Consider the following 13,781-nt stretch of genomic DNA (forward strand, 5'->3'; position numbering starts at 1 on the left):
ACTACCAAAACCAACGATAACGAAACCTATCTTTTTAGATTTTTAACCCAGTCTTGATGGAGAACAGCGCGTAGTTCGGGGTATTGCATGATCATTGTTTTTGTCAGCAAGCGGTGGTCGCGTAGTGAAACGTTATAAATACGCCGATAAATACTATCGTAATACTGCAGATACTTTACGGCACTTTTGACATCGTTTTCCGCAGCGAAGATGCGTGCTATTTCTACATTGGCGATGATTGTGTCCAAATAAGCAATCATATGATATGTTTCTTTGTTATTGACAAGGCACTTGTAAAAAAAGTGTTTGGCTTTTTTGCCCTCGCGCAAATTCCAATAGATTTTTCCCATGCGGAGATTGATTGCGTTGTCAAGGTCGCGTTTTTCTAGTTCCTGCAATTTTTGTTTTGCCAATGTTGGTTTGTGCGTATCCACATATATTTCGATAAGTTCGAGAAGGTAAAGAGAATTTTGCGGAGTTTGTTGTATGGCCTGTTGTAGATCTTGTTCCGCCAAAACAAGCTTGTTCTGTAAACGATAGAGAATTGCTCGTTCATAAAGATATTTGCTTTGCGGCGAGAGCTTGATGGCATTGGATAAAAAACGTAAGTATTTTTCTCTATCTGTAGGCAATGCTTGACGTAAATAGGATAGATACGTTCTGTAGCGTGTATCAGGTAGTACGCGATCAAGAGCTTGGTATATGGGATATTTTTTTAATATATCCAAGTAAATTAAATTATAAAAACCTTGGGCGGCACCTTTACGCAAAGGTTCACTACTGTTTAAACACTTGTGCATGATTTTTTTGCGCTGAGCACGTGTGGAAAGTGTCAAATAGGCGGCAACTGCATTTTCTTTGACCTTGTCGTTGGTGGACTTTATGTATTTTTTTGCCATATTACGTCGTTCACTTATCGATGATTGCGGTTTTTGGATAAGAGACAACATTTGGTTTTGATAACCTCCGACACTGTTGAGGATCAGGTGCGCTCTTACATTGTCGGTTTCTTGATCAATTAAATACAGTGGACTGTTGTTGAAAACAAATGAATTGCAGTAGTAGATAAAAATGCGTAGCGATTCTTGGGGGTCTTTAGACATAACCTCTATTTGTTTTTTTGCTGCCGCCATATCTTTGGGAAGTTGGCGAAAGGCCGTTGCTGGATTTCGCGTCAATTTGAGCAAGCGCGTATAACCGGTGAAAACCACAACTGTGGCGCGAACAAAAAATGAATTTTGAGTGTCGTGAAGTAACTCCTGTAGGAATGGGTGATCAGAGTTGCCGATCGCTAAAGCGTAAATCGCTGGTAATTTTAGGCGTAGGTTATCCGTGCGTCTTATAAGTTGTATTAGGGGATCGGCCACTAAGTTCATATTAAATCTATACGAGAAAAACAATACGGTGGAGACAACATCGTCGTGTGTATCGTTTAAAGCACGAATGTATAAGTATTTATCTCGCTCAAACTCATTGAAGGAAGTGGTGTGCCAAAAATAATGATGCGCGCAACTGCGGAATTCTGGAATTTTATGCGCCATAAATTTTTGAAGTATATTCCTCACCTGCTGACGCAGATTTGAACGCTGTGCTGTATCGATGATATATGCAATGCGCGACAGGTTTGCCGCCGCATATATTTGTATGGCCGGATCACTATGTGTAAGCCACTTTTGTAAGTAGTGCGTGTGGATACGGTATGACGTATCTCGTGGATCTAATTTATTGGCTAGAGGGTAGTTCATCGCATGACAAATACGCGCGGTGAGAAATTTACTGTTTATTTGGTCTATTATCTCGGGTACAGCAATAGGAATAAAGTGTCCACAGTCGCGTAGTACACAACGTGCAATGATGGCCAACTGCGGATCTGTGTGTTGCGCAAGTTTTTCCAAAGAAGAGAATTTTCCAAGATGAGCAAGGGCATTTGCGGCGGCGTAGCGTAGATGTAGTATTTGTGTACCGTCGTGTAAGAGTTCGGCAATGAGCGTTTGTTTCTTTTGCAAAGCGATGAGAGCGCTTGCGTTTTGATTCAAGTAAAAGTCGATGATGTAATAGGATACAATGCGTTTTTGTTCTTGAATTTTCTTTTCCCGTAGTATGTTAAAAACTTTTTGCAGTTGTTCATTTTGGGAATTTTTATCTATGGCATCTTGTAGTATAATTTCGCATTGTGGGTGATAGCGTAGGCTGAGAAGTCCACTGAGTGCCTGACTGTAAATTTGCGGACGTGTGCTTGTCTGCAAAATCTTAATGAATACCTGCGGATCACCATTATTGCGCTGTTGTGCCGTGCGCCACTGTACATAATCCTGGGAGTAGTTCGCCAAAAGCTTTTTAAAATCACCGCGAAATACATCGGGACGTTCGGTTCGCGCAAGTTGCCCTACATAGTAAGAGATCGTCCAGAAGTAATCGTTTTCGATTTCCGGTTGCTTCACCGCAAAATCCATAAAATTACCGATGGCATTTACATTAAGAGCATTGAGTTTTAGCGCTTTGATGAAAGAGGTTTTTGCTGCGACGAACAAGTTGAGTTTTTGTTGTATTTTACCACGTACAATGTAATATTCATCGTGTCCCGGAGCTAAATCTATGGCTTGTTGTATCTTGGTCAGAGCCTCAGAGTATTTTTCTTCATGTAATAATATTTGCGCCTGATAATGGAGTAGTTGCGGGTCATCTTCGATATATGGGGATGCCTTAGTAAAAAATTGCTTAGCTCTTTGATAATCGTCGAGATGAAATGAACAAATTCCTTGATAAAAAAGTACAATGGGGATATTGGCAACTTGAGGTTTACGTTGAAAACAGTCGAGGGCTTTGCGATATGACTTATTTTTTAGATAGATAGAGCCTTTATACAGTAGTGCTTCGTTGGCGATTTCGTCGTTTGCTTTGTGAATAACTTCATCCAACAACAACAGCGCTTGTGCGTTTCTGTTCTGACCAGCAAGCAATTGCGACATCGTGAATTTCGTAGACGATGAACGCTCCTGTAGACTTTCGTATAATTTCCTTGCGAGTTCGTATTGTTGAGTTTTTGCGTAGCATAAGAACAGTTTTTCATTGATGTCATCGCCCGTTTTTTTCGAGACTTTTTGATACTCGTGTAGCAATTTAATGGCTTTTAGGTAATCTTGTTGTGCGATGTTTTCACTGGCCTCTATGTATATTTTTTGTGATTTCGATACGGATGTTTCGAGGTTTTGCAACTCAACAGGGTTTTTATCACGCAGAAGATTCCATATTACAGTCATCATTACAATTACACTAAAACAAGCGACTACCGCAAGTATTGCGACATTATTTTGTGGTTTTCTTACTTTTGTCGCGACAGGACGATTGCGTAAAGAACGCCCTAAGTCATCGGCAAATGCGTTTGCTGAAGGGTAACGGTGTGCTTTGTCTTTGCTAAGAGCAACTAAGCAAACGTTTTCCAAACTCTGGGGAATTTTTTTGTTAATTTGTCGCGGTGGAACAGGGTCTTCTCTAAGTATTTTTTGCACTAAGCTAATGAATGACTGCGCATGAAAGGCGAATTGTCCAGTAAGTAGTCTATATAATATCGCTCCGAGAGCGAAAATATCGCTGCGTTCATCTACTTCTTTGTGTAGTCCCTCGGCTTGCTCTGGTGACATGTAAAAAGGAGTTCCAAGAGTGTCACCGGTTTTGGTAAGGTCATATCCACCACTGTCAATTTTGGCAAGACCAAAATCCATGATGTGTGGATTTCCACTGTTATCCACGAGAATATTGTCGGGTTTTAAATCGCGATGAATAACCCCCTGACTATGTGCATAATGAATACCCTTGGCGATCTTGCGCATGAGCCCGGCAATCTTGTTTGGAATGAGTTTTCGTTCTGCGACGTACTCGTCCAAAGGAGAGCCTTCGATATAGTCCATCGTAAAGTAATGCACCCCATTTTCTTCCCCAATTGTATGTATTTGCACAATAGAAGGGTGGTGTAACTTGGAAACGGCGGTTGCTTCGCGATAGAATCGCGATACCGCTGATTCGTTCATTTGGTTGGGGAGTATGGTTTTAAGAGCAACAACTCTTTTTAGATTTGGGTCCCAGGCTTTGTATACCTTCCCCATACCGCCTTGTCCTAAAATGGACATAATTTGATAGTTTCCTATCACTTTGTGTTGCGACGTGCTCATGACGAATCCCTAGCGAATTTGTAAAAGATTTGCGTGGCGTAAGCTACTTGCAATCGATGAGATAACATCGTGGTTGTTGAGAGCGAAGTAGTATGGAATACGATATTGGCTGGCAAAAGATTGCCAGTATTCGCGAAATTTTCGCGTTTGTTGTGTGTATTGCTGCCGGGTGTCGGCATTGATACGCACAATCATTTTTTCATTACTTTCGATATCGCGCAATGTAAAACTACCACTGAGTGAAGTCATTATATCTTCTACGGCGCAAAGGTGCAAAAGTAGAGTTCTGTTATTTGCCGCAAGTTGTCGGATGGCTGCGAAAGAATTTGGTGCATGGAAAAAGTCGCTAATGAGAACATACATTTGCGAGCGTTTCCGTGGAATCTTTTGTATTACGTTACCTAATGATTGTGCCCCTTGTGGATGGTGTTGTGACAGAAACGTAAAAATATCTTTTATGTATTTACTATGGCGATACAGTTTACTATACAAAATAGAGTCATTTTGCATAATGCCGATTTGAATAGAGCACCCATTATACAAAAACAGATACGCGATCCCCGCGGCAAATTTTTTGGCCATGTCTATTTTACGTGGATTTCCCTGTATCATGGATGCGGATAAATCGACAAATATTTTAATGGCAAAATGTTTATTTTGTCGGTATTGTTTTATATAAAACTGTTCCGTACGCGCATATATGTTCCAGTCGATGTGTTTAAAGTCATCTCCTGGATTATATGGCAAATGAAAGTTGAATTCGTCGCCAACACCACGCGATTTTGTGGAAACACCACCGTGGGCGTTACTTCCCAGATTTTTTTTGATAAGAAGTCGCAATTGGGCGAGCTGTTGTATAAAGGATGTACTAAATATTTGCGCGTTATATTGATTTTCCATAACTAAACGAGTGAAAAATGAATGTTTTTGATATAATAAAAAAATGTGCACAGGTTCCCAGTTTTAGTTCATACGAAGAACGAATACATTCTGTGATTTATGAAATCCTTGCACCCGCCCATGTAGAAATTACTCAGGTAGCGGACAATAATTTACTGGTGTGTGTGCCTGGAAAAAAAGACGCACCGGCGGTTGCTCTGACGGCCCACTTAGACAAAATCAATCACTGGGGAGAAGAGTTTCCGCAAAGTTTGCCATGTGAAATATCTTCGCAAAAAATTGTTGGTCAAATGGACGATGCAGCGGGTGTAGGAATATGTCTGTTTATGGCTTTAGAAAGCGCAAAATATTCTTTCCCCCCACTGCTTATTTTACTTTCCGAAATGGAAGAAAGTACAGGATTAAAAAAACATCCACATTTGTTAAAAAGCAATGATCTATACCCAGGAATGGGGGCCGTTCGCTTGGCAGAATATCTTCTACAAGAAAATATGCTGCCTTCCTGTGCAATCACTATCGATACGACTCCCGAATTTCGCGAACAACCAGGTATTGCATTTTATGACAACTTTTGGCATCTTCAGCACCAATTTACTCCTTCCGAAGTGTTGAGTGCAAAGATTGAGAAAATAAAACATTTCTTTTTACAAAAAGATCCTGAAATTATTGTCAGCAATGCCAATAATGACTATATTGAATACGGCTTAACTCTAAACAAAAACGGTGATGACATTCCCAGCGTGGCACTAGAACCAGCCATACATCCTTATCACCAAGCTCCTGAAGGAGTACACTGCGGTGATATCGAAAAAATGGTGCATTTGCTGCGTGATTTTTTACAAGACTTTACTTGGGATGACGCGCTAAGTTAAACTCTCTATGTTCTCTAGCCGTTTCCGAGCCCGAGCCCGTTTCCGAGAATTTCTTGGCGGGTCCGGGTATGGGCAACGATTCACTTTTACTTATTCAATTCTTCCAAATATTTCTTACACTCCTGGTAGTGTTGAAAAGCATCGTCACTAAGTTCTAACGCTTTATTGATGTATCTTTTCGCCTCTTGTTTTTTATTTTCTCTGATCATGTGCAAAGCGTAATGGTAATTTGCATAAGCGCTTTTGGGAAGCAGAGGTAGTATTCTTTTCAACAGTTTCTTACTTTCTTTGTATCTTCCCTGCTGATAGTATACCCATGCCAATGTATCAAGAGAATGTGGAATACGCAGTTTAGTGAAAGATTCATTCGCTAATTTTTCCGCATATTCTAGTTCCAATTTATTATCGGCAAGAAGTGAGGCTAAATTGTTGGCGATAATGCCACTACTTTGTTTGTTAGCACCTTCCATCAGTTTTTTATATATAGAAATTGCTCGTTGAGATTGTCCAGACATGTGATAAGAAACCGCATTCATGATTTGTGCTTCTGTCAGTTTGGGATATTTGGTGAGCAGCTCTTGGGATTTTTTCTGTACCTGCTGCCAATTTTTCATGGCACTATGTACGTTAATAATTTGTAGTCGAACTTTTTGTTGATGCTTTTCCTGTTTGCTAAATTCCAGTATTTGATTGTAAACATCGAGAACCTTGGAAAAATTTTGTTGACGTAAGTAAACGTTGGCTAATAAGAAGTGCAGCTCCAATTGATAGGGATCTATTTTTAATGCTTGTTCTACAAAGTTTAGCGCCTCGTTTTCTTTTCTACGCATAATGGCGGTTTTAGCGAGACGTTTAAAAATTTTTAACTTGATGGAAGCGTCAATGGTGTTCTTGAGAGCGTTCTCATAGTATTTATATGCAAGAGCCCAAGCGCGCTTTTGAATGCAAATGTCTCCCAGAACTGTATCGAAGAAGATTTGTTTGGAAAACTTTCTTTTGGCATTTTTCGCCAAAGTGTACGCGTAGTCGATTTCTTGGTAACGCAGGGCCAATGCAATTAATTTTTTGACACTTTCCACGTTAGAGTTACCCTCATTGACTTTATTCGATAGATTTTTCGCTTCGGTGTTACGTCCTGCATCAAAAAGTAGTTCTACGACGGCCATTTTTACATTTTGTTGTATGTTTGTTTGAACTAGTTTTTCAATTTCGGTAATGAAGTTTTTTTTGCGCAGATAAATTTGCGCCATTTGTAACGTGGCTTTACCAGAAACTTCTTTATCACTACTCGTCATTAAATTTGAAAAATACTCAATGGCCTTGGCGGGTTTTTCTTTACTGTGTATTAAGCCTAAGCAGTAGTTGTAAAACATGCCTACTTGTGAAAAGTTGGTAATGGATTTGTTGACATTGTCTATCATTTCTTTGGCTTTGTTGTGATGGCCTAAACTTGCTTGGCATATCGCCAAAAAGACACGGCCGTTGGCTTGCAGTACAGCGTCTTGCGTTTTTAATAAGTTTTGTGCGTGTTTTCGCAAGCTTATAAAGTCATTTTTAATAAAAAAGTACCTAGCCAAAGTAAAAATAGCGAGGTTATTTTGTAAATTTGCCGATTTTTCATAGCTCTTTAGTGCTAAATCCATGTTTCTCTTTTTAAAAGAGACATTGCCCAACCAATAGTGATATTCGTTGTTTTCCGGCTCTTCTTTGATAAGGTCTCTCAGAATGACTTCTGCTTGGTTGTACCTTTTTAAATTATAGAGTTTTTTCACGGAACGCAGACTAGTGTCGTAATCAACTTTCCCGTCGTCGCCGAACAAATTTTCGTTTGGTTTTTCTTCTCTTCCAATATTGATACGCTTTAGCTTTTTTAAATCTTCGTTGGCCTTGAGAGCAAATTCGGATGTCTCATACTTAATGAGAATTTGTTCAAAAATAACCGCGGCCTGTTCTGCTTTGCCTTGACGCACCAGAGTCCGCGCTTCTAAATACAGTTTTGCGGGCGTATCGTCGTTGTTATTGCATGCACACACAAATATTGTAAAAAGCATAAGGATATATTTGTACATTTTTCACCTATTTTGATTCTATATTATCGATTAGTTTTTGAATTTCGCGCTTTGTCGACTTGTCCGAGATCAATAGTCTCGCTTTGCGTAGGCATTGCAATGCCTGAAAATTTATGCCCAATTCGTAGAATACGAGACCATGTAGGCGCCAGTATTCACCATTTTGCTCATACTCTTTTGTCAGTCGCTGTGTGATCACTCCGCATTCTTTCCAACGTTTCATGGCATAGTATATTTTTGCTAAAGTAAAATGATATTCGGGGAGATTGGCAGTGCGAATAGCAAAAAAGGCAAAGCTAACCGCTTCTCCTAGATCTTTGTTTCTCTCCAATTTCATGCTCGCGAGTTGATGAGCGGTGGTCGCGCTCTTTTGTGGAAATTTTTCGATCGTTTTGCGATAAAGCTGTTCTGCTTTTTCCCAATTCTGCATTTTTTCATACATTTTTCCACGGATATTGGCCACTACGACGGGATTTCCATTGTTCCTTAAGGCTAACTTCAAGTTTGCAACAGCTTTACGCCATTTCTTTAATGCGATAAATACTTGCGCTTTTCCAAGGTAAGGAAACGCGCTATCCGCATCTTTCTTCTGCGCTTTTTCGTACTCGACGAGAGCTTGACGATACTTGCCACTTTTGCGTAGCATCTCGCCTAAAATGTAGTATGCGTATGAAGTATCTGGAAATAATTTTGTGAGTTGCTCGTAGGAACGAAATGCGCGTCGATTTTGTCCTTTCAGTTTGTACATGTCGCCTAGAAGACTAGCAGCAAAAGCCAACTGCGAATTGCTTGCCTTGCTTTGCAGCACATATTCACAATGCACAATCATTTCTGCAAATAAACCACGCTCAAAATATACTTTTGCCGCCACCAAGTGTAGGGTAATACTCTGCGGAAATTTATCGAGATATTCCACCGCTATTTCCGCTGCTTGGTCGTAAGAACGATACGTCATTAAAAGATCTGCGAGTATTTCTACTGCATTGAGATTATCTGAGATTTTCTTTTTTACATCATAGTGAAGTAAAATGGCCTCGCGTCTTTTCCCACGTACAAAGTAGTATTTAATTAGTGTTAGTTCCGCATCAATCGAGTAGCGATTTTCCACCAAGTTTTCAAGATCTCGCTCCGCCGTTTCATAATTTTGCAATCGCAAGTTAATTTCTACGAGTCTTAACGTGGCGTGAACATAAAGGTCGCTACTTTTTTGCGCCATTTTAAATTTTTGTTTCGCTTGTGGAAATTCTCTATTGTCCATAAAAAATAGTGCTTGCAAGTAATGTACGAGAGGAATATCACTGTCTTGTAACTTGGCGATTATCTTCGCAGCTTCGTTTTTGTTTCCCGATTTTACAAAAGCCGCTGCCAAAATAGCATCGCACTCTTGGTTATTCGTTCCTAAATCACGCAACCTTTTTATGATTTCATGAATCTGATCTACGGAAAGGTAATGCCATCCTAGGTGACATATACGTAACTGCGCTTCTATACGGTGGTGGTCTACTTGCGTTGCCATCATATATTGTTGGATGATTTGTTTGGTGTCGATCTTGCGTATGGCATACTTTTCTAAAGATTCGTAAACCGTTCCCAAAAGGTAAAGAGCTTTATACGAACGCAATTTTAGGCTCAAAGCACGGAGTAATTTTTTTTCTGCTTCAATAAATTTTTGTTTCTTTATTAAGTTCTCGGCTTCAAAAATTAAATCAAAATGTCGCGCCTCTTTGATATTGGTAATAACAACGGATTGCTTGTATTCACGATACATGTGCGCTGTAAATAATACACTACCAACAACCAATATATACGTTCCCAGTGTCGCAAGTGTACGCCATAAGTACATTTTAGGTTTGGTACTTTGCGCATTACACGCATAATATCCTTTCGTGTTGTCGCGTAAATTCACCAGAGGACAGACGTAATTTACCATTTGTGGGGAACCGTATAATTTTGTGGCGCGGCAATAGTAGACAACAACATCTTCTCCGTATTCGTCGGGGCGTACCCCGAAGTACTGACAATTTCTTTTGAATATAAATGCAAAAAGACGCAATTTCGTTATATTAATCCACAAGGAGTGTACTAGAAGCAACATGATGTCTAACGGAAAGCGAATGAGAATAGGAGTATAGTATTCTAAACGTTCAAAAAAACTTTTTTGGCGCATGTTATTGGCGTTGTTTTGCAATCGTTCTATTTCTTTCTCGGGGAGTTTACACCACGGATACAAAGTGGCAAAAAGAGTGTAAATAGTGACGGTGTATAAAACCATCGACCCATACGAGTGCCACGCATCGACAATTGTTTCCGAATCAAAAAAGTGTCCCAAACTAATCAGCACAAAAATACGCACAACGTTTATAAAATACATGATGATAAGTCCAAACATACAAAATACTAACGCGCGTGTTTTGTACATTTGGCGAAAAATGGGAAAAAATATGGCAATAAATGCGACAAAAAATGTGGTGAGTCCTTCCATTCCCGAGCATTTGTCGGCAATGTATACGAAAAATTCGCTGGTTCCTATGATCGGGTTGTGCCCTTCAAAGCGCGTAACGACGTCATCGAAAAAGAACTGCAGCCATACGGCGTTCATTTTTGCGACATTGTATGACAGAAGTGTCCATAATTGCTTGTTGAAAAGCGTTGATAAAACCAATCCAAAAAACAATGCCGAAAAACGTCGTACGTGTAGATGTGGTGACTTCCAAAAACTGTATAACAAAAAGGGACAAAGTACGATTGTATAAACTTCGTTGGCTGCGATGGCAATAGGAAAAGAGAGCAAATACCATAAATAAATATAGCGAATTTTAAAGAATATATTTATCAAAGTGATGTGACACAACATAGAAACGAACAAAATTTCAATACGGTATATTGCCGTGAGGTAAATAATATTCTTTCGAAAGTAGCTAGCAATTTGAATCAATATGTGATCTTTGGACCATGGTTGGCGAAAATCTACCGTTTTTAAGTACATTACAAAAGCAATAAATACGAGAAAAAATAGTAGGTGCAGTGCAACGTGGGTCGTGTGTTTTTTTTCGCGTACTTCGATATTTTCGTGATCGAAAAAAACGAATACAAACAGTATTACCGAAAAAATTACTATTATAAATCCGTCGCGTACGATGGGTTTTATGGGATGTAATGAAATGAGAATTTCAGGTAAAATGTGTAGTTCTAAATACAATGCCAAACACAAAAAAATGAAGAGGTTGACTTTTTTTTCGACAGATGTTTGCATGTTATTCTCCTGGTTTATACTTTTTTCTGCGCAGACCAGTTGTTTAATTCGCCCAATGTAAGAGTTGTAAAAATTTTCCCTACATATAAAATAATTCCAAAACACAGCAAACAGTGAATTAGAATAAATGGCTCAAGAAAAATAACCAAAAAAGTGAAAACGAAGCTCAAACAAGTTACAAATACACAAAAAACAATCACTGTGTATGTCAGTGCTGTTGCCGTAACTCTGTATCTTGCGGAACAAAATAGTGCGATACGGACTAACAAAAAACTTGTAGGCACGTAAATCATACCTACTATGAATCCAAAAATCCACATATAGATGCCAATTAATACCATTAAAAAAATGGTTGATGAGGCAACATAACCATGCACAAAACGCGATAAGGGGCTTATACTCAATTGGAGAGCCCGACGTTTATTTTCAAGAAAAGTTTCTGAAGTGATGGATGTTAACCGTAATAATTCTATTTCTTGGCTATCCACTGCAAATGCAGAAGCCGCGTACAATGTTAAAGAGAAAAGTGCACACAACGCTACAATAGGTAGAACAATGAAGTTAATAATTGGTAACCAGCCAATGATGGCCACGACCGAAATAAAACGACAGAATGCGTGGGTGATTTGAAAAACTTGTCGACGTTCTTCGCGTCGTAATAAAAAATTGTTGCGCGAAAAATTCTTGGTTAATTTGTAACGTTTTAATAGCCAAGCACTAAATTTTTTAGCGTACTTACTCTTTGCAGAGGAGAATATTTTTACATTTTTACCAGCAGAAAGTAAAAGCATTAACGACATTGCGAGGCAAATGAGCGAAAAGTTGAGATAACTGGAAGATGATGTGGCATTTAGCAACAATTCCATTTGAAACATGGGAGAAACAGGAATTTGTAAATTGTATGCAGTCAACTCGCTAACACAGGCCAGTGCAAAACTGAGAAATAGAGCTTTTGTCATTGAAAAGTCTGTCTTGGCAGTAATGCAGATGACCAAACTGGCAATGATAGAACTGTAAGAAAACAATATCAGATACGTGGCAAATATTTGTTGCGCTGCAATACCTCCAATATGCGTACACATTAAAAATACAGGTAATGTTGCGCTGCCATGGATGGAAATTAGCACTAAGAAGGCGACATATTTATACCAAACTAACGACATTGTGGGAATTTTAGAGATCAATAGAAGGGGAAGTACACCTTGCTCCTTGTCATCGTTGATTAATTTGCTGGCAAAAACGGGTATAAACAAAATGATGAAAATATATAACGCCAGGGAGATAGCTAGAAATACATCTAGGCCCACACGCGAATGCTCTCCTGCACTAATATTGGCCTCTGAAATTAAAATAATGAAGGTAAAACAAATACATCCTACCAGGACCAATCGACGTAGTAAATAAATTTGGCGATTGGAACAACGATATAAATAATGAGCAACAAAAGAAAAAGTATTCATTTTTCGTTCCCAACGAAAGTCGATTTATCTACCCGAAGAGCTAGCTAATTATTCTCTTCAAGCACAGGTACAGAAAAACGGATTGCGATAGGATAGTGATCCGAGCCATAATTCGACATTACTTTTCGTTCGTATATCTTTACTTGTGGTGAGACTAAGCAGTGATCGATTGGGATCCACAATAACGGGGCCATGGATGGCCAAGTACATTGTATTCCAAAACCTTGACGACTGTCTTGTAGTTGTGTGGTGTGTACAAAGTCCTTAAAATATGGTGACCATGGTGTTACATTTAGATCTCCAATAACAACGACAGGCGTTTCCAAATTTTTTACATAGTTGGCAACCGTTGTCAGCTGTGCATTTCTTTGGGCAGAATAGGACGCTGTTCGCGGAGGAAGTGGGTGAGTCGCAACTATGGTAAATTCACGCTTTTCTTGTACGACCTTGACAACAATACTTGGTACTTGGGAGCGAGAGAAATATTGTACTTTTTTGTATAAAAAGGGCTTTTTACTTAAAAGCAAAATTCCAAAACTATCGTCTCGCGGTGAGGATTCATGATATGGATAGCTTTTATAGAGTTCTTTACAGGCATTTTCCCAAGCGAATGTCACCTCTTGTAAACATACAAAGTCGTATTGTTGTTTCTGTAAAAAAAAGATGACTTCATCGTAGTTGGTATTGTTACGTAGCACGTTAAAATGCAAAATAGTCATGGGAGAGGTTTGTGGTAATTTTATTTCACTTTGGGGAATAAAAACGGCGAATAGGTTTATGGCTTGCCATGAAAAGATACAAAAAATACCAATGGCAATTTTCCATTTTTTGTAGAGGCAAAAAATGACAAGTATCGCGAAAATCGCTACGGTGTATTGCCACGCAAAGTGACAAGCAAGTTCACAAACCCATGAAAAACGCGCGAAAAATTGTACGATCCAACCGGCGAAAAACAAACATGCAAAAACCATGATGACATTACTGATGTGAAACTTTTTTTCCATAGTATTTTCCAAAAAAAAGCGACTCCAAAAAAACGAGTACCAACATAAAGTTTT

Annotated in this window: 7 protein-coding genes; 1 reads left to right on the top strand and 6 read right to left on the bottom strand. The window is 39.1% G+C overall.

What is annotated here, in order from left to right; translation table 11 throughout:
- Window positions 1-26 precede the first annotated feature (26 nt).
- Together UABAM_RS04345 and UABAM_RS04350 are read right to left on the bottom strand one after the other, a co-directional pair.
- Entirely contained in the window at window positions 27-4,169 is a 4,143-nt protein-coding gene (locus UABAM_RS04345) for a serine/threonine-protein kinase (RefSeq protein ID WP_151966775.1), read from the bottom strand.
- Window positions 4,170-4,178: 9 nt separating this feature from the next.
- Window positions 4,179-5,069, bottom strand: a complete 891-nt coding sequence (locus tag UABAM_RS04350) for a DUF58 domain-containing protein (RefSeq protein WP_151966776.1) — start codon at window positions 5,067-5,069, stop codon at window positions 4,179-4,181.
- A gap of 17 nt (window positions 5,070-5,086) precedes the next feature.
- Here UABAM_RS04350 and UABAM_RS04355 point away from each other — a divergent pair, with 17 nt between their 5' ends.
- Window positions 5,087-5,941, top strand: a complete 855-nt coding sequence (locus UABAM_RS04355; protein ID WP_151966777.1) for a hypothetical protein — start codon at window positions 5,087-5,089, stop codon at window positions 5,939-5,941.
- Between the two features lie 86 nt (window positions 5,942-6,027).
- Here UABAM_RS04355 and UABAM_RS04360 read toward each other — a convergent pair whose 3' ends face one another.
- The 4 genes from UABAM_RS04360 to UABAM_RS04375 are packed head-to-tail and all read right to left on the bottom strand — an operon-like array spanning window position 6,028 to window position 13,727.
- Window positions 6,028-8,010 carry a tetratricopeptide repeat protein gene (locus UABAM_RS04360; RefSeq protein WP_151966778.1) on the bottom strand — a complete coding sequence of 661 codons (1,983 nt, stop codon included), beginning with the start codon at window positions 8,008-8,010 and terminating at the stop codon, window positions 6,028-6,030.
- Between the two features lie 7 nt (window positions 8,011-8,017).
- Window positions 8,018-11,263 carry a tetratricopeptide repeat protein gene (locus UABAM_RS04365; RefSeq protein WP_151966779.1) on the bottom strand — a complete coding sequence of 1,082 codons (3,246 nt, stop codon included), beginning with the start codon at window positions 11,261-11,263 and terminating at the stop codon, window positions 8,018-8,020.
- Window positions 11,264-11,277: 14 nt separating this feature from the next.
- Window positions 11,278-12,723, bottom strand: a complete 1,446-nt coding sequence (locus UABAM_RS04370) for a hypothetical protein (RefSeq protein ID WP_151966780.1) — start codon at window positions 12,721-12,723, stop codon at window positions 11,278-11,280.
- 44 nt (window positions 12,724-12,767) lie between these two features.
- On the bottom strand, window positions 12,768-13,727 hold the full coding sequence (locus tag UABAM_RS04375; RefSeq protein WP_151966781.1) for an endonuclease/exonuclease/phosphatase family protein: 960 nt from the start codon (window positions 13,725-13,727) through the stop codon (window positions 12,768-12,770).
- Window positions 13,728-13,781: the final 54 nt, after the last annotated feature.

The sequence above is a fragment of the Candidatus Uabimicrobium amorphum genome (genome assembly GCF_009002475.1).
GTDB classification, from domain to species: domain Bacteria; phylum Planctomycetota; class Uabimicrobiia; order Uabimicrobiales; family Uabimicrobiaceae; genus Uabimicrobium; species Uabimicrobium amorphum.

Bases quoted from the DNA above. Each gene is read 5' to 3' on its own strand.
- UABAM_RS04350 (WP_151966776.1), bottom strand. From the start codon at position 5,069: ATGGAAAATCAATATAACGCGCAAATATTTAGTACATCCTTTATACAA.
- UABAM_RS04375 (WP_151966781.1), bottom strand. From the start codon at position 13,727: ATGGAAAAAAAGTTTCACATCAGTAATGTCATCATGGTTTTTGCATGT.
- UABAM_RS04355 (WP_151966777.1), top strand. From the start codon at position 5,087: ATGAATGTTTTTGATATAATAAAAAAATGTGCACAGGTTCCCAGTTTT.
- UABAM_RS04370 (WP_151966780.1), bottom strand. From the start codon at position 12,723: ATGAATACTTTTTCTTTTGTTGCTCATTATTTATATCGTTGTTCCAAT.
- UABAM_RS04360 (WP_151966778.1), bottom strand. From the start codon at position 8,010: ATGTACAAATATATCCTTATGCTTTTTACAATATTTGTGTGTGCATGC.
- UABAM_RS04365 (WP_151966779.1), bottom strand. From the start codon at position 11,263: ATGCAAACATCTGTCGAAAAAAAAGTCAACCTCTTCATTTTTTTGTGT.
- UABAM_RS04345 (WP_151966775.1), bottom strand. From the start codon at position 4,169: ATGAGCACGTCGCAACACAAAGTGATAGGAAACTATCAAATTATGTCC.